At 53.3% G+C, this 19,512-nt stretch carries 14 protein-coding genes; 3 read left to right on the top strand and 11 right to left on the bottom strand.

The features are described 5' to 3' along the window. Positions 1-244 precede the first annotated feature (244 nt). Entirely contained in the window at positions 245-607 is a 363-nt protein-coding gene (queD, locus tag WHR59_RS04730) for a 6-carboxytetrahydropterin synthase QueD (protein WP_043017394.1), read from the top strand. Between the two features lie 91 nt (positions 608-698). On the opposite strand, the gene queE is transcribed toward queD, so the two are convergent. The 3 genes from queE to WHR59_RS04715 all read right to left on the bottom strand — a co-directional run bounded on the left by queE (position 699) and on the right by WHR59_RS04715 (position 3,687). After that, entirely contained in the window at positions 699-1,370 is a 672-nt protein-coding gene (queE, locus tag WHR59_RS04725) for a 7-carboxy-7-deazaguanine synthase QueE (RefSeq protein ID WP_043017395.1), read from the bottom strand. Between the two features lie 71 nt (positions 1,371-1,441). Further along, positions 1,442-2,131, bottom strand: a complete 690-nt coding sequence (locus WHR59_RS04720) for an N-acetylmannosamine-6-phosphate 2-epimerase (protein WP_047409050.1) — start codon at positions 2,129-2,131, stop codon at positions 1,442-1,444. Continuing rightward, entirely contained in the window at positions 2,131-3,687 is a 1,557-nt protein-coding gene (locus WHR59_RS04715; RefSeq protein ID WP_075146365.1) for a maltose/glucose-specific PTS transporter subunit IIC, read from the bottom strand. Before WHR59_RS04715 ends, WHR59_RS04720 begins: the two co-directional genes overlap by 1 nt. A gap of 165 nt (positions 3,688-3,852) precedes the next feature. Between WHR59_RS04715 and WHR59_RS04710 the strand changes: the two genes are divergently transcribed. Continuing rightward, a complete protein-coding gene (locus WHR59_RS04710) occupies positions 3,853-4,677 on the top strand; it encodes a MurR/RpiR family transcriptional regulator (protein WP_043017397.1) in 825 nt (274 codons plus the stop codon). 55 nt (positions 4,678-4,732) lie between these two features. Here the strand turns inward: WHR59_RS04710 and eno are convergent, their stop codons facing one another. The 5 genes from eno to rlmD all read right to left on the bottom strand — a co-directional run bounded on the left by eno (position 4,733) and on the right by rlmD (position 12,662). Then, positions 4,733-6,031, bottom strand: coding sequence for a phosphopyruvate hydratase (eno, locus tag WHR59_RS04705; protein ID WP_003034129.1), 1,299 nt, complete (start codon positions 6,029-6,031; stop codon positions 4,733-4,735). A gap of 87 nt (positions 6,032-6,118) precedes the next feature. After that, a complete protein-coding gene (pyrG, locus tag WHR59_RS04700) occupies positions 6,119-7,756 on the bottom strand; it encodes a glutamine hydrolyzing CTP synthase (RefSeq protein WP_043017398.1) in 1,638 nt (545 codons plus the stop codon). A gap of 350 nt (positions 7,757-8,106) precedes the next feature. After that, positions 8,107-8,898 carry a nucleoside triphosphate pyrophosphohydrolase gene (gene mazG, locus WHR59_RS04695; RefSeq protein WP_043017399.1) on the bottom strand — a complete coding sequence of 264 codons (792 nt, stop codon included), beginning with the start codon at positions 8,896-8,898 and terminating at the stop codon, positions 8,107-8,109. Between the two features lie 130 nt (positions 8,899-9,028). Then, entirely contained in the window at positions 9,029-11,263 is a 2,235-nt protein-coding gene (relA, locus tag WHR59_RS04690; RefSeq protein WP_043017400.1) for a GTP diphosphokinase, read from the bottom strand. A gap of 100 nt (positions 11,264-11,363) precedes the next feature. Next, positions 11,364-12,662: a 23S rRNA (uracil(1939)-C(5))-methyltransferase RlmD gene (gene rlmD / locus WHR59_RS04685; RefSeq protein WP_043017401.1), complete on the bottom strand. Its 1,299-nt coding sequence runs from the start codon at positions 12,660-12,662 to the stop codon at positions 11,364-11,366. Positions 12,663-12,719: 57 nt separating this feature from the next. Here rlmD and barA point away from each other — a divergent pair, with 57 nt between their 5' ends. Next, on the top strand, positions 12,720-15,476 hold the full coding sequence (barA, locus tag WHR59_RS04680) for a two-component sensor histidine kinase BarA (RefSeq protein WP_043017402.1): 2,757 nt from the start codon (positions 12,720-12,722) through the stop codon (positions 15,474-15,476). A 109-nt stretch (positions 15,477-15,585) separates the two neighbouring features. On the opposite strand, the gene WHR59_RS04675 is transcribed toward barA, so the two are convergent. From WHR59_RS04675 to WHR59_RS04665, 3 genes are all read right to left on the bottom strand, one after another. After that, positions 15,586-16,728: a glycerate kinase gene (locus WHR59_RS04675; RefSeq protein WP_047409042.1), complete on the bottom strand. Its 1,143-nt coding sequence runs from the start codon at positions 16,726-16,728 to the stop codon at positions 15,586-15,588. An 81-nt stretch (positions 16,729-16,809) separates the two neighbouring features. Then, positions 16,810-18,150, bottom strand: a complete 1,341-nt coding sequence (gudD, locus tag WHR59_RS04670; protein WP_172862364.1) for a glucarate dehydratase — start codon at positions 18,148-18,150, stop codon at positions 16,810-16,812. 20 nt (positions 18,151-18,170) lie between these two features. Beyond that, entirely contained in the window at positions 18,171-19,511 is a 1,341-nt protein-coding gene (locus WHR59_RS04665) for an enolase C-terminal domain-like protein (RefSeq protein WP_043017405.1), read from the bottom strand. Position 19,512: the final 1 nt, after the last annotated feature.

The following is a 19,512-nucleotide window of genomic DNA, read 5'->3' as shown; positions in this document are numbered from 1 at the left end:
GTTAACGGCGGGGATAGTAACAATTAAAGAAGTGATGGAAATAACAAATAACCAAATGGACTAACCTGTTTTAGTTATAGTTATTAACAGCAAAATCGATTTAATAAGCATTTGATATATAAATAGTTATTGAACATTATCTTTATGAATGGATTGTTCTGATACTCTGCGCCCTTTTAACTAATGATAAAATTTGCTCTTTACGGTACCCTACGCCGGTTTTTCGCATTCTTGAGAGTAAATAATGTCCACCACCTTGTTTAAAGATTTCACCTTCGAAGCCGCTCACCGCCTGCCACATGTACCGGAAGGGCATAAGTGTGGCCGCCTGCATGGTCACTCATTTATGGTGCGTCTTGAAATTACCGGTGAAGTCGATCCGCATACCGGTTGGATTATGGATTTTTCTGAGTTAAAAGCGGCGTTTAAGCCGACGTACGATAGGCTTGATCACTACTATCTGAACGATATTCCAGGCTTAGAAAACCCAACCAGTGAAGTGCTGGCAAAATGGATTTGGGATCAGGTAAAACCGGTTGTCCCTCTGCTGAGTGCCGTAATGGTGAAAGAGACCTGCACAGCGGGCTGCGTGTATCGCGGCGAGTGATTGTAGCCTTGACGGATGGCGAAACGTCTTCTCCGGCCAGCAACGAACAACAAACTCTGGCCGGGTAAGCGAAACGCTCCCGGCACAGTTATCAGGCAATATTCAGATATTTATGGGTTTGCATCGACAGACGCCAGTTTCGCGCAATACAGGTATCAATGCACAAACGCGTCGCATCCTCTTTCTGGCTGATTGGCTGTAAGGCGATGATTCGTGGTTTGTCGTCACTCAACGTTGCCAGCAGTTCATCCAGCGCTTCAATATCGCGAACGCGACCAACCGGATGTTTGATTTCATTCGCGCGCTCCAGCGCCTGCGACAGCACATCATAACCACCGCGCATATTCACCTTCGGCGATACGGTTACCCAGGTATTCGGCGTACAGCGTACTTCGTGGGTACCACTGGTCTCAATCTGGCAGCTAAAGCCGTTCTTTTCCAGCAGGTCAGTCAGCGGCATCAGGTCATGAATGCAGGGCTCGCCGCCAGTGATCACCACGTGACGGGCGGTATAGCCCTGACGCAAAATGACCGCCAGCAGATCTTCGCTGCTCGCCGCGCCCCATTTGTCGCTCTCTTTAGTCTTGGCCAGGATGCTGTACAGGGAGACTTCCCGATCCTCAAGCTTATCCCAGGTGTGTTTGGTATCGCACCAGGCACAGCCAACCGGGCATCCCTGTAAACGAATAAAAATGGCGGGGACGCCGGTAAAGTAGCCCTCGCCTTGCAGGGTCTGGAACATCTCGTTAATCGGGTACTGCATAGCGCTCTCAATATGGGGATAAACGATAATTATCGCAGATCCCCGCCAAAGTATCATGCCCCATCGATGCTTTACGAGGCGATCGCCGCGACAAAGCGTGCCGTTATCTGCTGCGGACGCGTTATAGCCCCCCCAACCACCACGGTATGAGCGCCTAATGCCAGACAACGTGCGGCGCGTTCCGGGGTATCGACGTTTCCTTCCGCTACGACCGGTATGCTGACCGCAGCCAATACCTCACGTAAAAAACCACAGTCGTTTTCCGCCAGCACATGCCCGGCAGTGTCAGCGGTATAGCCGTAAAGCGTGGTGCCCACGCAGTCAAAACCCAGACGCTCAGCTGTCACCGCCTCGTTTACGGTGGCGATATCCGCCATCAGCAGTACGGACGGGTATCGAGCACGGATTTGCGTGACCAGCTCTTCCAGCGTTTGTCCACCAGGGCGCGGGCGCGCTGTCGCATCCAGAGCAATAATTTCCGGTCCAACTGTCATTAGCTCATCCACTTCCCGTAGAGTAGCCGTAATAAACACATCACTGCCCGGATAATCGCGCTTAATAATCCCAATCACCGGCAGGGAGACGCTCTCTTTGATCGCGCGAATATCCACCACACTGTTCGCACGGATACCTACCGCACCGCCCTGGGCTGCCGCCAGCGCCATACGCGACATTATAAACGAACTGTGCAGGGGCTCATTTTCCAGCGCCTGACAGGAGACGATTAATTTACCTTTTAGGGAATCCAGTACAGTTTTCATTACGATAAGATCTCTTCGACTTCGTTTTTAATGATGGTGACATGCGGGCCATAAATCACCTGAACACCGTTACCGCGAATAATTACGCCACGCGCTCCGGTCGCTTTCAGCGTCGCTTCATCTACCTTGCTGCTCTCTTTCACCGTCACGCGTAAGCGTGTGGCGCAACAGTCCACCTCTTCCAGATTATCTTTGCCTCCCAGCCCGGCGATCACTGCCGCTGCTCGCTCACTTTGCGGCAGGCTGGATTCCATCGGAGTTGCGTTTTCACGGCCAGGCGTTAGCCAGTTAAAGCGGTTAATCAAATAGCGGAAGGTGAAGTAGTAAAGAAAGAACCACGGTACCCCCACCAGGGGGACGTACATCCAGTTGGTTTTCGCTTCCCCCTGTAGCACGCCGAAAAGGAGGAAATCGATAAGCCCACCCGAAAAGGTTTGCCCAATAGTGATATGTAAAATATGAGCCATCATAAACGCCAGACCATCGAAGAAGGCGTGAATGACGTATAACACGGGCGCCACAAACAGAAATGAGAACTCGATAGGCTCAGTGATCCCCGTCAGGAAAGAGGTCAGGGCCGCAGACAACAGCAGGCCAGCAACAAGCTTTCTGTTCTCCGGCCTGGCAGTATGGTACATCGCCAGGCATGCACCAAGCAGGCCAAACATCATGGTGATGAAGCGCCCGGACATAAAGCGCGAGGTGCCCGCATAGAACTGCTGCGTATTCGGATCGGCAAGTTGGGCAAAGAAAATCCGCTGCGTACCTTCAACTAACTGGCCGTTGACGATTTCGCTCCCGCCCAGCGCCGTCGTCCAGAAGGGCAAATAAAAGATATGGTGTAAACCCAATGGGCCGAGCATACGCAGGATGAAGCCGTACAGCAGCGTCCCCAGATAGCCTGTCGCATCAACCAGACCACCCAGTCCAAAAATGAGTTTCTGGAAATGCGGCCAAACCACCGTCATGACCGCCCCCACGACTATCGCGGCAAGGGAGCTAATAATCGGCACAAAGCGCGAGCCGCTGAAGAAACCAAGGAACTGAGGGAGTGAGACTTTATTGAAACGGCCATGCAGCGCACAGGTAACCAGGCCAATCACCACCCCACCAAACACACCTGTTTCCAGCGTCTGAATGCCCAGCGTCATCCCCTGGCCTACGGCACCGGGATTCTCGTGTGCCAGCGTTCCGTTGAGCGTCAATAAGGCATTAATGGTGGCATTCATCACCAGAAATGCCAGCAATGCCGCAAGCCCGGCGGTGCCTTTATCCGTTTTCGCCAGTCCTACTGCGACACCCACCGCAAAGAGCACCGACAGGTTGGCAAATACAATAGAACCTGCGCTGGTCATGATTGTGAAGATTGCCTGTAACCAGTCAACGTCCAAAAACGGATAAGCCGTCAATGTGTTTGGATTCGACAGCGCGCCGCCGATCCCTAGCAACAGCCCCGCGGCGGGCAATACCGCAATCGGCAGCATGAACGATTTGCCGAACCGCTGTGCCTTTTCAAACCATGCCCCCGACGAGGCGCCGCTAAACATTTGCATCATTTTTTCATCTCCCCGATTGATGATGAAAATTTTTACCATATTAATTTTTAAAAGTGAAAATTATCATCAAAATCCAGGAAGCCGATCATACTTTTTTAAAATGACTGGCATCTCTCCCCTGCTTTCCGCCACACTATCAGCAGAGAAACGCATTAAGGATTTTGCATGTCAGAAAATGAAAACCTGCTGCTGAGATTGCGCCAGAGCGTTGACGGATATAGCCGAACACAGCAGAAGCTGGGAGAGTTTGTGCTCAGCGATCCGGCAAAAGTTGTCTACCTGACGATTACCGAACTGGCGCGTGAAAGCGACACCAGCGAGGCGAGCGTTACGCGTCTGTGCCGTACGCTGGGGTGTAAGGGCTACAACGAATTCAAGATGGCGCTGGCACTCGATCTCCAGCAAGAACAGCCGGTAGAGCACTGCGGGGATGAAATTGACAATGTGGTCAATGAATCGGTGCAAGCATTGCAGGACACTGCAAAGTTACTCGACAGGACATTACTTGAAGCCGCCGCCCTTGCGTTGCATCAGGCTCAGTCAGTACAGATTTATGGCGTAGCGGCCAGCGCCATTCTGGGGGAGTATTTACATTACAAACTCCTGCGTCTCGGCAAACCTGCACAATTGTTCAGCGACATGCATCGTGCAGCCATGAATGCCACGACGCTTAACAAAGACACGATCGTGGTAGCGATTTCCAGTTCTGGCTCGACGCGCGATCTGCTGCACGTCGTTAAACTGGCGCGTAAGCAAGGCGTGCGCGTGCTGGCGTTGAGTAATACGCCGCGCAGCCCGTTGGCTTCGCTGAGTGATATTCAACTGGTCGCAGCCAAACCTGAGGGTCCGTTGAGTGCTGGCGCGCTAAACGCCAAGGTGGGAGTGATGCTGTTGGTAGAACTGCTCACCACATCGCTGATTGCGCTGGATGAAAAGTACAGTGATGTGAGCCAGCAAACCGCCAGCGCGACCTTACCACTGCTGCTTTAAAGACATAAAAAAACCCGCCGCAGCGGGTTTTTACGTTAAGAGCTAAAGAACAGGATTACGCCTGGCCTTTGATCTCTTTACGACCGTTGTACGGTGCTTGTTCACCCAGAGCTTCTTCGATACGAATCAGCTGGTTGTATTTAGCAACGCGGTCAGAACGGCTCATAGAACCTGTTTTGATCTGGCCTGCAGCGGTACCAACAGCCAGGTCAGCGATGGTAGCGTCTTCAGTTTCGCCAGAACGGTGAGAGATGACAGCAGTGTAGCCAGCGTCTTTCGCCATTTTGATCGCAGCCAGAGTTTCGGTCAGAGAACCGATCTGGTTGAATTTGATCAGGATGGAGTTAACGATGCCTTTTTCGATGCCTTCTTTCAGGATCTTGGTGTTGGTTACGAACAGATCGTCACCAACCAGCTGGATTTTGTCGCCCAGTACTTTAGTCTGGTATGCAAAACCGTCCCAGTCAGACTCGTCCAGACCATCTTCGATGGACACGATCGGGTACTGTTTGGTCAGTTCTTCCAGGAAGTGGGTGAATTCTTCGGAGGTGAATGCTTTGTTGCCTTCGCCAGCCAGAACGTATTTACCGTCTTTGTAGAATTCAGAAGCTGCACAGTCCATCGCCAGGGTGATGTCTTTGCCCAGCTCGTAGCCAGCTGCTTTTACCGCTTCAGCGATTACAGCCAGAGCTTCAGCGTTGGAACCCAGGTTCGGCGCGTAGCCGCCTTCGTCACCAACAGCAGTGTTCATACCTTTAGCTTTCAGAACTTTAGCCAGGTTGTGGAACACTTCAGAACCCATACGAACGGCTTCTTTCAGAGTCTTAGCGCCAACCGGCTGAATCATGAATTCCTGGATGTCGACGTTGTTGTCAGCGTGCTCACCACCGTTGATGATGTTCATCATCGGAACCGGCATGGAGTATTTACCCGGAGTACCGTTCAGTTCAGCGATGTGTGCATACAGCGGCAGGCCTTTAGCAGCAGCTGCTGCTTTGGCGTTCGCCAGGGACACAGCCAGGATGGCGTTTGCACCGAAGTTGGATTTGTTTTCAGTACCGTCCAGATCGATCATGATCTTGTCGATGCCAGCCTGATCTTTAGCATCTTTACCCAGCAGAGCCTGAGCAATTGGGCCGTTAACAGCTGCAACAGCTTTCAGTACGCCTTTACCCATGAAACGGGATTTGTCGCCATCGCGCAGTTCCAGTGCTTCGCGGGAACCAGTAGAAGCACCTGACGGAGCTGCTGCCATACCTACGAAACCACCTTCCAGGTGTACTTCGGCTTCAACAGTCGGGTTACCACGGGAGTCGATGATTTCACGACCGATGATTTTAACGATTTTGGACATTAGATTTTCCTCAGTACAAGTTAAACTAAAACTCCAGACAAACAATGCACCCGGATGGGTGCATTGCCGTTCTAACTTATTTACTTCTTACTTCGCCTGACGCTTCTGATGTTCACTGGCGGCTTTCACAAAGCCGGCAAACAGCGGGTGCCCATCACGTGGCGTGGAAGTAAATTCCGGGTGGAACTGACAGGCCACGAACCACGGATGATTCGGTACCTCAATGATCTCGACCAACTGATCATCACCGGAACGGCCTGCAATACGCAGACCCGCAGCTTCAATCTGTTTCAACAGCATATTGTTGACTTCGTAACGGTGGCGATGGCGTTCAACAATGGTCGGCGTACCATATAACTTACGCACCAGACTCTCATCGTCCAACTGACACTGCTGCGCGCCAAGGCGCATTGTGCCACCCAGATCGCTCTTCTCGGTACGGACTTCGACGTTGCCGTCTTCATCGCGCCATTCGGTAATCAGGGCCACCACTGGGTACTTACAGTCTGGCACAAATTCCGTGGAGTTGGCGTTGTCCATACCTACTACGTTACGTGCAAACTCAATCAACGCAACCTGCATACCCAGGCAAATGCCCAGATAAGGAATATTGTTCTCACGCGCAAAGCGCGCCGTCGCGATTTTACCTTCAACGCCACGGTAGCCGAAGCCGCCAGGGATCAGGATTGCATCAAGACCTTTCAGGATCTCAACGCCGCGCGTTTCAACATCTTGCGAATCGATCAGCTTGATATTGACGGTGACACGATTCTTCAGACCACCGTGCTTCAGCGCTTCGATAACTGACTTATAGGCATCCGGCAGTTCAATGTACTTGCCAACCATACCGATAGTCACTTCGCCTGCCGGATTCGCTTCTTCATAGATAACCTGTTCCCATTCTGACAGATTAGCTTCCGGACAGTTCAAGCTGAATCGTTTACAAATATAATCGTCAAGGCCCTGGGATTTCAACAGGCCCGGAATTTTATAGATGGAATCGACATCTTTCAGAGAAATCACCGCTTTTTCCGGAACGTTACAGAACAATGCAATTTTCGCACGTTCATTAGCCGGAACTGCGCGATCGGAGCGGCAAATCAGGATATCTGGCTGAATACCGATAGAAAGCAGCTCTTTTACCGAGTGCTGGGTCGGTTTAGTTTTGACTTCACCTGCCGCCGCCATGTACGGAACCAGCGTCAGATGCATAAACAGCGTGTGCTCACGGCCAATTTCTACGGCCATCTGGCGAATCGCTTCAAGGAACGGCAGAGATTCGATATCCCCAACGGTTCCGCCGATTTCGACCAGAACAACATCATGACCTTCGCCGCCTTCCAGAACGCGTTCTTTAATCGCATTCGTGATGTGCGGGATAACCTGAACGGTAGCGCCCAGGTAGTCGCCACGGCGTTCTTTACGCAGAACGTCGGAATAGATACGACCCGTGGTGAAGTTGTTGCGGCGGCTCATTTTGGTACGGATGAAACGCTCATAGTGACCCAGGTCCAGGTCGGTTTCAGCGCCGTCTTCGGTAACGAACACTTCCCCGTGTTGGATTGGGCTCATAGTACCTGGATCGACGTTGATGTACGGATCCAGTTTCATCATGGTCACATTGAGGCCACGGGCTTCAAGAATGGCTGCCAGGGAGGCTGCGGCAATGCCTTTTCCCAGAGAGGATACGACCCCGCCGGTCACAAAAATATAGTTCGTTGTCATGCTGGACCTGAGAAGTTAGGGTGAAACGATGGAATTACCAAGACGGGAAAGTAGTATACCCGAACATGACGAGCGCCACAAACTTTCATTATTCCCTCTCCTTCGTTCTTCAAGCCGCACCGGTGTTGGCTTCCTTCACTCACCCCAGTCACATAGCATTTCTATGTTCCTGAGGATTCTTTCAGTCGCCGCCTTGTTGCGACTCGAATCACTCGATGAGGCAGTATACAAGGTGTTTCATCAACATAACGGGAAGAGAAAATAGCCTCTTTTGGGTAAATGTTTTTGACGTAAATCAAGCGCTTGTTATTTAAAAAATCACACAAATCGCCCTTGACCGACGAAATCCCTTAGAGATCAATTTCCTGCCGTTTTACCTGTTGCCAGACTTCTTCCATAGTTTCCAGATCAACACCAGTCATTTCCAGACCGCGAGCAGCCACAATTCGCTCAACCTCACGAAAACGCCGCTCAAATTTCTCGTTCGCTTTTTGCAATGCGGTCTCTGCTTTGGTGCCTAAATGCCGGGCCATATTGACCGTAGCAAACAGCAGATCGCCCATTTCCTCCTCCAGTTTAGCCTGGTCGACAACAGCCTGCTTCGCCTCAAACATAACTTCGTCGATCTCTTCGTAAACCTTGTCGACAACCGGCCCTAATGTTTTCCAGTCGAAGCCAACATTTGAGCAACGTTTCTGGATTTTTTGGGCGCGCATTAATGCCGGTAAACTACGGGGGATATCGTCGAGCGCGGAATGCTGCGCCTTCTCGGCGCGTTCTTCGCTTTTGATTTGCTCCCAGCGGGTCAATACCTCAGTGCTGTTACTGGCAGAAACATCCGCAAAAACATGCGGGTGGCGGCGTTCAAGCTTATCGCTTATCGCAGCACAGATATCATCAAAGTTGAAGCGCCCTTCTTCCTGCGCCATCTGGGCGTAAAACACCACCTGGAACAGCAGATCACCCAACTCTCCACGCAGGTCGTCGAAATCTTCTCGCGCAATCGCGTCCAGCACTTCATAAGTTTCTTCGAGGGTGTAAGGGGCAATAGTGGCAAATGTCTGCTCTTTGTCCCACGGACAGCCGTTTTCCGGGTCGCGCAGGCGCTGCATAATACCGAGCAGTCGGTCGATTTGATTCATTGGAATATCCTGGAATTTCAATACGGTAGGCCGGATAAGGCGATAGCCTACATCCGGCAACATGGCAATGCCTGATGGCAACGCTAACGCGTTTTATCAGGCCTACAAGATGATCCGGCCTACAAAATAATTAATTACCGTGCAGACGACGTGCGTCGATCACGTCCGGTACCTGGTTCAGCTTGCCAAGCACGCGACCGAGCACCTGCAGGTTATAGATTTCGATGGTCATATCGATGGTAGCAAGCTGTTGTTTGGTATCACTCCGGCTGGCAACCCCCAGTACGTTCACCTTCTCGTTGGCAAGGATCGTGGTGATATCACGCAATAAGCCGCTGCGATCGTTCGCCTGGACGCGAACCACCAGCGAATATCCTGCCGAGTAGCTTTCGCCCCAAACTGCATCAACAATACGCTCCGGCGCATGCGAGCGCAGCTCAGTCAGCTGTTCGCAATCCGCCCGGTGTACGGAAATACCGCGGCCCTGAGTGATAAAACCGACAATTTCATCGCCAGGAATCGGCTGGCAGCAGCGCGCGATGTGGTGCATCAGGTTACCCACCCCTTCAACCACCACGCGACCGTCGTCTTTACGGCGGCTCTGCGGCGCCTGCGTTTTCTGCTGAAGCTGTTTCAGCGCGGCGGCATCCTGTTCGGCAGCGCTTGGCTTATTAAACTGCGCCTGCAGGAAGTTCACCATCTGGTTGAGGCGGATATCGCCCCCGCCAATCGCTGCCAGTAACTCCTCCAGCTCATTGAAGCTGTAGCGCGGTAGCAGGTGTTTTTCCGCTTCTTTCAGGCTAATGCCTAAATGCGCGAGCTCATCGTCAAGGATCTGACGGCCAGCAAGGATGTTTTTGTCGCGGTCCTGTTTACGGAACCAGGCGTGGATCTTCGAGCGCCCACGACTGGTGGTCACGTAGCCGAGGTTAGGGTTCAACCAGTCGCGGCTTGGGTTTGGCTGCTTCTGGGTGATAATTTCAATTTGATCGCCCATCTGCAACTGGTAGGTAAACGGTACAATGCGTCCACCAATTTTCGCGCCAATGCAACGGTGTCCCACATCGCTGTGAATGTGGTAAGCAAAATCGAGCGGCGTGGAGCCCGCCGGTAAGTCCACAACATCACCTTTTGGCGTAAAGACGTACACGCGATCATCAAAGACCTGGCTGCGGACTTCATCCAGCATTTCACCGGAATCCGCCATCTCTTCCTGCCAGGCGATCAGCTTACGCAGCCATGCAATACGATCTTCATGACCAGAACGCGCCGCGCCTGAGACGGTGCCCTCTTTGTATTTCCAGTGTGCCGCGACGCCCAGTTCGGCATCTTCGTGCATCTGTTTGGTACGGATCTGAATTTCGATGGTTTTCCCGCCCGGCCCCAGTACAACCGTATGGATTGACTGGTAGCCGTTAGGTTTCGGATTAGCAACGTAATCATCGAACTCATCCGGCAGATGGCGATAGTGAGTATGTACTATCCCCAACGCGGCGTAGCAGTCCTGTAGACGCTCGGCCACGATACGCACCGCGCGCACATCGAACAGTTCATCGAAGGCTAACTGCTTTTTCTGCATTTTGCGCCAGATGCTGTAGATGTGTTTCGGACGTCCGTACACTTCGGCTTTGACGCCTTCCGTTTTCATCTCTGAGCGCAAATGACCGACGAACTCATCGATGTAATGCTCCCTGTCGATACGACGTTCATGCAGCAGCTTGGCTATACGTTTGTATTCAGCCGGGTGCAGGTAACGGAAGCAGTAATCTTCCAGCTCCCATTTTAACTGCCCAATGCCCAAACGGTTGGCCAGCGGCGCATAGATATTGGTGCACTCTTTTGCCGCCAGTACGCGTTCATCTTCCGGCGCGTCTTTCACTTCGCGCAGATGGGCAATCCGCTCCGCCAGCTTGATGACCACGCAGCGAAAATCGTCCACCATAGCCAGCAGCATGCGGCGGACGTTATCGACCTGCTCGGAAGAGACTGAATCGGTATGCGTGGCTTTAAGCTGGCGTATTGCCGCCATATCCCGCACGCCGTGGATAAGATGAACAATGGATTTACCCACGCTCTCGCGCAGGATGTCTTCACTGACCACGTTGGCATCTGCCAGAGGGAACAGCATTGCTGCGCGCAGCGTGTCGATATCCATGCTCAACATGGAGAGTATTTCTACCATCTCCACGCCACGCCACAGCAGCAGCTCCGCATCAGGGTGACCCTGTGTCTGCTGCTGGCAGTACGCCCAGGTTTCGGCTAAGCGTTCACACGACTGCTGGCTGGAGATCCCCAGACTCGCGATCCATTTCTTTGGATCAAACTCACCAGCTTTATTTATATGTGCACTTCTTACCGCAACCATTGTCCTCTCCTTAAGGGGCCAGGCCTGTCGAAGTCGACAAGCCATACCCATTGTCTTTCATGCTGCGTTACAACCCGAAATTCAATGGGTACAAAATTCATTACATACGCTCAAACAGGACCATTGATTCCAGGTGTCCAGTGTGCGGGAACATATCGAGCATCGCCAGTCGCCGTATGGCATATCCCGCATTGAGCAAAGCGTCGCTGTCACGAGCCAGCGTTGCCGGATTACAGGATACATAAACAACGCGTATAGGTTCCAATTTTATAATATGTTGCATCACACCTGCAGCCCCCGCACGCGCAGGATCGAGCAATACTTTGTCGAATCCGTTTTTCGCCCATGGCTGCCGGGTAACATCTTCCTCAAGGTTTTCATGAAAGAATGTCACATTGTGCAAACCGTTATTCAGCGCATTTTCCCTGCCTTTTTCCACCAGCGCAGGCACCCCTTCCACGCCCACCACGCTTGCTGCCCGGGTGGCCAGCGGCAGGGTAAAATTTCCCATTCCGCAGAACAGATCGAGTACGCGATCTTCTGGTTGCACATCGAGCCATTCCAGCGCACGGGCAACCATTTGTTGGTTTACCCCTTCGTTGACCTGAATAAAATCACGCGGGCTGAAGGTTAACCGTAGCCCATTTGAGTCATACCAGGGCGATTCTTCTGATAATGATTCCAGTATCTCGCTTTGCGGGGCCAGAAACAAAGACAGCCCCTGAGAATGCGAAAAGCATTCCAGTTTTTCTTTATCCGCCGCACTCAAAGGCGCCGTGTGGCGTAAAATCATCAGGGTTCCGCTCCCTGCCTGCACCAGCTCGACATGACCAAGATGGCGTAACCCTTGCAGACTTTCCAGGCATGCCCTGATGTGGGGCAATAACGCGTCAAGCTGGGGCACCAAAATAGGGCATTGTTTGACATCAATAATGTCGCTGGAGCCGGATTTGCGGAATCCCATCTGCAACTTTTGTTCTTTTGGCCGATAGTTCAGGCTTAACCTGGCACGACGACGATAGCCCCACGGGGTATCAGCTATAACATCCGACACTTCACATTTCATTAAACGCGACAACGCCGCGCTTTTGCTACGCTGCTGCAACGAGATGCTGGCATGCTGCTGCTGGCAACCGCCGCACACGCCAAAATGCGGACAACGTGGCACTTCACGCTGCGGGCTGTCGTTTAAACGTCGTTTTACTTGCGCGCGGGCGAACTGTTTTTTATCTTCGGTAATGACTACCTCGGCGCTTTCCTGAGGCAGCAATTCCGGTATAAACAACGCCTTTCCGTCGTGGCGAGCGACGCCCTGACCGAAAGGATCAAGGTCATTGACGGTAACGGTTATGATCTGACGCGTCGTCACGCGTCGTTTTGCAGAGTAGAATTGCGCCATCGACGAGATATTTCTCTATTTAACAGTGTGACCCTAATTGTCCCATAACGGAACTCCATGACCAACTACAGCCTGCGCGCACGCATGATGATTCTGATCCTGGCCCCGACCGTCCTGATTGGTTTGCTGCTCAGTATCTTTTTTGTTGTGCATCGCTATAACGACTTGCAGCGTCAACTGGAAGATGCTGGCGCCAGCATCATTGAGCCACTCGCGGTTTCCAGCGAATATGGCATGAACCTGCAAAACAGGGAATCCATCGGCCAACTTATCAGCGTGCTGCATCGTCGCCATTCCGATATCGTGCGGGCAATTTCTGTCTATGACGAGAACAACCGACTGTTCGTCACATCCAATTTTCATCTCGATCCGTCTGAAATGCAGTTGGCGACGGGTTCACCATTCCCCCGCAAGCTGAGCGTCACCCGGCTCGGGGATATCATGATCCTGCGAACACCCATTATATCGGAAAGCTATTCGCCGGATGAATCCGCCGTCAGCGACGCCAAAAATACGCAAAACATGCTGGGGTACGTGGCGCTTGAGCTGGACCTCAAGTCAGTGCGATTGCAGCAGTATAAAGAGATCTTTATCTCCAGCGTAATGATGTTGTTTTGCATCGGTATTGCGCTAATTTTTGGCTGGCGTCTGATGCGCGACGTGACCGGCCCGATTCGCAATATGGTGAATACCGTTGACCGAATACGTAGAGGACAGCTCGACAGCCGCGTGGAAGGTTTCATGCTGGGCGAGCTGGATATGCTCAAAAATGGCATCAACTCGATGGCGATGTCTCTCGCGGCTTACCATGAAGAGATGCAGCACAACATCGATCAGGCCACCTCTGATCTGCGCGAAACCCTGGAGCAGATGGAAATCCAGAACGTCGAACTGGATTTGGCGAAGAAACGCGCCCAGGAAGCGGCGCGTATTAAGTCTGAGTTTCTGGCTAACATGTCGCACGAGCTGCGCACCCCGCTGAATGGCGTGATTGGCTTCACCCGTCTGACGCTAAAAACCGAGCTCAATACCACACAGCGCGATCACCTGAATACGATTGAGCGTTCGGCCAATAATCTGCTGGCCATCATCAATGATGTGCTCGACTTCTCCAAACTGGAGGCCGGCAAGCTGATTCTGGAAAGCATCCCGTTCCCGCTGCGCAGCACGCTGGATGACGTCGTCACGCTATTAGCGCACTCATCCCATGATAAAGGGCTTGAGCTGACGCTGAATATTAAGAATGACGTGCCGGACAACGTCATCGGCGACCCGCTGCGCTTACAGCAGGTGATCACTAACCTGGTCGGCAATGCCATCAAATTTACCGAAGGCGGCAATATCGATATTCTGGTTGAGAAACGCGCCCTCAGTAACACGAAAGTGCAGATTGAAGTACAAATCCGCGATACCGGGATTGGTATCCCTGAGCGCGATCAGTCACGCCTGTTCCAGGCCTTCCGCCAGGCGGATGCCAGTATTTCCCGACGCCACGGCGGGACGGGGCTGGGTTTGGTGATTACGCAAAAACTGGTCAACGAAATGGGCGGGGATATCTCCTTCCACAGCCAACCGAACCGGGGATCCACGTTCTGGTTCCATATCAGCCTCGATCTCAATCCTAACGTTCTCGTTGATCGTTCAACCACGCTCTGTCTGGCCGGTAAACGACTGGCCTACGTCGAACCTAACGCCACAGCCGCGCAATGTACGTTAGATATCTTGAGTGAAACGCCGCTGGAGGTGATTTACAGCCCTTCGTTCTCCGGGCTGCCGAAGGATCACTACGATATTCTGCTGCTCGGCATTCCGGTCACGTTACGCGAACCGCTCACCATGCAGCATGAGCGGTTGGCAAGCGCTGCGGCGATGACCGACTTTTTGTTACTGGCCCTGCCTTGCCATGCGCAGATTAACGCAGAGAAGTTAAAACAAGGCGGCGCGGCGGCGTGTCTGTTGAAACCTCTCACCTCAACCCGCTTACTGCCTGCGCTGACAGAGTATTGTCAGTTGAACCACCGCGCAGATCCGCTGCTATTAGACGAGAGCAAAATCGCGATGACCGTCATGGCGGTGGACGACAACCCGGCGAACCTCAAGCTGATTGGCGCACTGCTGGAAGATAAAGTGCAGCACGTGGTGCTCTGCGACAGCGGACATCAGGCAGTGGATCGCGCCAAACAGATGCAGTTTGATCTGATCCTGATGGATATTCAAATGCCAGACATGGACGGTATTCGCGCCTGCGAACTGATCCACCAGCTTCCTCATCAACAGCAGACGCCGGTCATTGCGGTCACCGCGCATGCCATGGCCGGGCAGAAAGAGAAGCTGCTCAGCGCCGGGATGAACGATTACCTGGCGAAGCCTATCGAAGAAGATAAGTTGCATAATCTGCTGTTACGCTACAAACCCGGCGCAAGCTCATCGCTTCGGGCGCTCGCGGTTGAACCCGTTGAGCCGGTCGTCAATCCAAATACCACACTCGACTGGCAACTGGCATTAAGACAAGCCGCAGGTAAAAACGATTTGGCGCGCGACATGCTGCAAATGCTGCTCGATTTTCTGCCCGAAGTGCGGAACAGAATTGAAGAACAGCTGGTAGGTGAAAACCCGGAAGGACTGGTAGATATGATCCACAAGCTGCACGGCAGCTGCGGCTATAGCGGCGTTCCCCGTATGAAAAACCTGTGTCAGCTTATTGAGCAGCAATTACGTAGCGGAACCAAAGAAGAAGAGCTGGAGCCTGAGTTTTTAGAGCTTCTGGATGAAATGGATAACGTTGCGCGGGAAGCGAAACGGATATTGGGGTGATATTCGCCGGATGCGGCGTAAACGCCTTATCCGGCCTACAGGTTTCGCTGTTTACCGTAGGCCCGATAAGCGTCGCGCATCGGGCACATCGCCGAATGCGGCTAACAATTCAGCGTAATTGTTGCCCTGCTTTGAGCGTTGCAGCCACGTTTCTCGCCGTCATTCGCACGTTCTCGCTCGCGTTCTTTAGCGCTTCATCCAGCGTACAAATGGTATAGATGACGCTGAAAACCGCATCCAGCCCATGCTCGTGTACCACACCAACATCGGCCGTCAGGCTACCGGCAATGCCGATAACCGGTTTATTGTAACGCTTTGCCACCTTCGCTACGCCAACCGGAACCTTACCGTGAATGGTCTGGCTGTCGATACGTCCTTCGCCCGTGACCACTAAGTCCGCATCCGCAACGCAGTCGTCGAGGTGTAACGCATCCGTCACCACCTCAATACCGCAGCGTAGCTGTGCGCCACAAAACGCATACAGCGCCGCCCCCATGCCGCCAGCCGCGCCACCGCCCGCCAGCTCCAGCACGTTGATATCCAGATCGCGGGCAATGAGTTGGGCATAGTGCGTGAGCGCCCGATCAAGGCGGGTAATCATCTCCGGCGTTGCCCCTTTTTGCGGGCCAAATACCGCAGAGGCCCCCTCTTCACCGGTCAACGGATTAGTCACGTCGCAGGCCACTTCAATACGACACGCGGCAAGTCGCTGGTCTAACTGAGAGATATCAATCCGGGCGAGCGATTCGAGGCCAGCCCCGCCATGAGCAATATCGTTATTTTGCGCATCCAGCAATTTAGCTCCCAGCGCTTGCACCATCCCGGCACCGCCATCATTGGTGGCGCTACCGCCAATCCCAATAATGATATGCTCAACGCCAGCGTCCAGCGCATGGCGGATTAGCTCCCCGGTTCCCCAGGAGGTGGTTTTCAACGGATCGCGTAAATCAGCAGGAACCTGCTCCAGTCCGCTGGCGGCCGCCATTTCGATAAACGCCGACCGCTCATCACCGGACAAACCATAAAATGCCTGAATTGTGTTGCCCAGAGGGCCGGTAACATCAACATGCACAAGGTGGCCTTGCGTTGCGGCAACCATCGCTTCGACCGTTCCTTCACCGCCGTCCGCGACAGGGATCTTCACGTAATCCGCCTCAGGCCAGATCTCACGAAATCCCAGCTCAATAGCCGTTGCCACTTCAAGCGCACTCAAACTTTCCTTATAGGAATCCGGTGCGATTACTATTTTCATAAAGCATCCTTACGCATGTTGACTGTGTTAAGCATATACCAGGATAAAAACCGCCCCTTCATGGGAGCGGTCCCAGTTCGCTTAGCGTACCATGCACGGACGCTTATTATCAAACGTCCAGTTCGGGATCAGATACTGCATCCCCATCGCATCATCACGCGCCCCCAGCCCATGTTGCTGATACAACTCGTGAGCTTTCATGACCTGATCCATATCCAGCTCCACGCCCAGACCCGGTTTCGCCGGTACCTGTACCATGCCGCCTTTGATTTCAAATGGCTCTTTGGTCAGGCGTTGATTGCCTTCCTGCCAGATCCAGTGCGTATCGATCGCGGTAATTTTGCCCGGAGCCGCCGCCGCGACATGCGTAAACATCGCCAGCGAAATATCAAAGTGGTTGTTAGAGTGCGAGCCCCAGGTCAACCCAAACTCATGGCACATCTGCGCCACACGAACCGACCCTTGCATGGTCCAGAAGTGCGGGTCCGCCAGCGGGATATCCACGGACTGTAACGACAGCGTATGCCCCATCTGACGCCAGTCGGTGGCGATCATGTTGGTGGCGGTCGGCAGACCGGTTGCACGACGGAATTCCGCCATGACTTCACGACCAGAGAACCCCTGCTCAGCGCCGCAAGGATCTTCCGCATAAGCCAGCGTTCCTTTCAGGTACTTACCAATTTTAATCGCTTCATTTAACGACCATGCGCCATTGGGATCGAGCGTGACGCGCGCCTGTGGAAAGCGTTTCGCCAGCGCCACAATAGATTCCGCTTCTTCTTCTCCGGCCAATACGCCGCCTTTCAGCTTGAAGTCGTTGAAACCATATTTCTCATACGCCGCTTCCGCCAGGCGCACCACTGCATCCGGGGTCATCGCCTCTTCATGACGCAGGCAATACCAGTCGCATTTCTCATCCGGTTGGCTCTGATACGGCAGCGGTGTCGCGTTGCGGTTGCCGACGAAGAACAGGTAACCCAACATTTCAACTTCGCTACGCTGTTGGCCTTCGCCCAGCAATGAAGCGACGTTGACGCCCAGATGCTGGCCCAGCAGATCCAACATGGCCGCTTCGATCCCGGTAACCACATGAATAGTGGTACGTAAATCGAAGGTCTGCAAACCACGTCCACCGGCATCACGATCGGCAAAGGTATTGCGGACCGCATTCAGTACGTTTTTGTATTCGCCTAACGTTTTGCCTACCACCAGCGGAATGGCATCTTCCAGGGTCTGACGAATTTTTTCGCCGCCGGGTATCTCACCCACGCCGGTATGACCGGAGTTATCTTTAATAATTACAATATTACGCGTGAAGAACGGGGCATGTGCGCCGCTCAGGTTCATCAGCATGCTGTCATGGCCTGCCACCGGAATAACCTGCATGGAAGTCACGACGGGAGTGGTAAATTGTGCGCTCATAATTAAGTCCTTATTCAAAATTAGTGGCGGCCGAAAACAGGACGTTTACGGTCAAAAGTCCATCCGGGGATCAGATACTGCATTGGGCCTGCGTCATTACGCGCGCCGCCGGGCAGCGCCTTATAGGCTTCATGCGCTTTTTGTACCTGTTCCCAGTCCAGTTCCACGCCCAGGCCGGGCGCGTCGGGTACCGCAATTTTTCCGTTTTTAATCTCCAGCGGATTTTTGGTCAGGCGACAATCTCCCTCCTGCCAGATCCAGTGGGTGTCGATAGCCGTCGGGTTGCCCGGCGCGGCGGCGCCGACGTGAGTGAACATCGCCAATGAAATATCAAAATGATTGTTCGAGTGGCAGCCCCAGGTCAGTCCCCAGTCATCGCATAACTGTGCCACGCGCACCGCGCCGGAAAGGGTCCAGAAATGCGGATCGGCCAGCGGAATATCTACTGAGTTCAGCATCACCGCATGGCCCATCTCACGCCAGTTGGTGGCTATCATGTTCGTTGCTACCGGCAGACCGGTCGCGCGGCGGAACTCGGCCATCACTTCACGCCCCGAAAAACCCTGTTCAGCGCCGCACGGATCTTCGGCGTAGGTCAGAACATCGTTCAGCCCTTTACACAGAGAGATGGCTTCATCCAGCAGCCAGGCGCCGTTGGGATCGACCGTAATACGCGCATCCGGGAAGCATTTTTTCAACGCGCGAGCGGTGTCGATTTCCTGCTCGCCAGGCAGCACGCCGCCTTTAAGTTTGAAATCTTTAAAACCGTAGCGATCCTGCGACGCCTGAGCCAGACGCACCACCGCCTCACTGTTCATCGCTTGCTGGTGACGCAGGTGATACCACTCATGGTTACCCGGCGTGCTTTCCAGATACGGCAGATCGGTTTTGCTGCGATCGCCTACATAAAACAGATAGCCGAGCACGGTGACCGCATCGCGCTGTTTGCCAGGCCCTAACAATTCACAGACCGGCACGTTCAGCGCCTTGCCCAGCAGGTCGAGCAGCGCGGCTTCCAGCGCCGCCACCGCGTTGACCCGTAGTTCAAAGGTCCAGGCGCCTTTGCCGAAAGTGTCAAAATCAGCGGCCTGATTGCCTTTATGCACCTGCTGAACCACCTTATTCAGGCGTGCGACCTCCTGGCCTAACACCTGTGGAATCGCCTCAACCAGCGTCTGATAAATCACTTCACCGCCCGGCGCTTCACCAACCCCGGTATTGCCGGCGTTATCGGTGAGCACCACGATATTGCGGGTAAAGTATGCGTTATGCGCCCCGCCTATATTGAGTAGCATGCTGTCATGCCCGGCCACCGGGATGACCTTCATATCGGTAATAACGGGACTCGATTGTGTTGTCATC

It is taken from the genome of Citrobacter europaeus (assembly GCF_037482245.1).
In the GTDB taxonomy this organism is placed as follows: Bacteria; Pseudomonadota; Gammaproteobacteria; order Enterobacterales; family Enterobacteriaceae; genus Citrobacter; species Citrobacter europaeus.
The sequence above is the reverse complement of the archived record's forward strand: the minus strand, read 5'-3'. Positions and strand labels throughout refer to the sequence as shown.

Coding starts and splice junctions, on each gene's coding strand:
- queD (WP_043017394.1), top strand. CDS start 245: ATGTCCACCACCTTGTTTAAAGATTTCACCTTCGAAGCCGCTCACCGC.
- queE (WP_043017395.1), bottom strand. CDS start 1,370: ATGCAGTACCCGATTAACGAGATGTTCCAGACCCTGCAAGGCGAGGGC.
- WHR59_RS04720 (WP_047409050.1), bottom strand. CDS start 2,131: ATGAAAACTGTACTGGATTCCCTAAAAGGTAAATTAATCGTCTCCTGT.
- WHR59_RS04715 (WP_075146365.1), bottom strand. CDS start 3,687: ATGATGCAAATGTTTAGCGGCGCCTCGTCGGGGGCATGGTTTGAAAAG.
- WHR59_RS04710 (WP_043017397.1), top strand. CDS start 3,853: ATGTCAGAAAATGAAAACCTGCTGCTGAGATTGCGCCAGAGCGTTGAC.
- eno (WP_003034129.1), bottom strand. CDS start 6,031: ATGTCCAAAATCGTTAAAATCATCGGTCGTGAAATCATCGACTCCCGT.
- pyrG (WP_043017398.1), bottom strand. CDS start 7,756: ATGACAACGAACTATATTTTTGTGACCGGCGGGGTCGTATCCTCTCTG.
- mazG (WP_043017399.1), bottom strand. CDS start 8,898: ATGAATCAAATCGACCGACTGCTCGGTATTATGCAGCGCCTGCGCGAC.
- relA (WP_043017400.1), bottom strand. CDS start 11,263: ATGGTTGCGGTAAGAAGTGCACATATAAATAAAGCTGGTGAGTTTGAT.
- rlmD (WP_043017401.1), bottom strand. CDS start 12,662: ATGGCGCAATTCTACTCTGCAAAACGACGCGTGACGACGCGTCAGATC.
- barA (WP_043017402.1), top strand. CDS start 12,720: ATGACCAACTACAGCCTGCGCGCACGCATGATGATTCTGATCCTGGCC.
- WHR59_RS04675 (WP_047409042.1), bottom strand. CDS start 16,728: ATGAAAATAGTAATCGCACCGGATTCCTATAAGGAAAGTTTGAGTGCG.
- gudD (WP_172862364.1), bottom strand. CDS start 18,150: ATGAGCGCACAATTTACCACTCCCGTCGTGACTTCCATGCAGGTTATT.
- WHR59_RS04665 (WP_043017405.1), bottom strand. CDS start 19,511: ATGACAACACAATCGAGTCCCGTTATTACCGATATGAAGGTCATCCCG.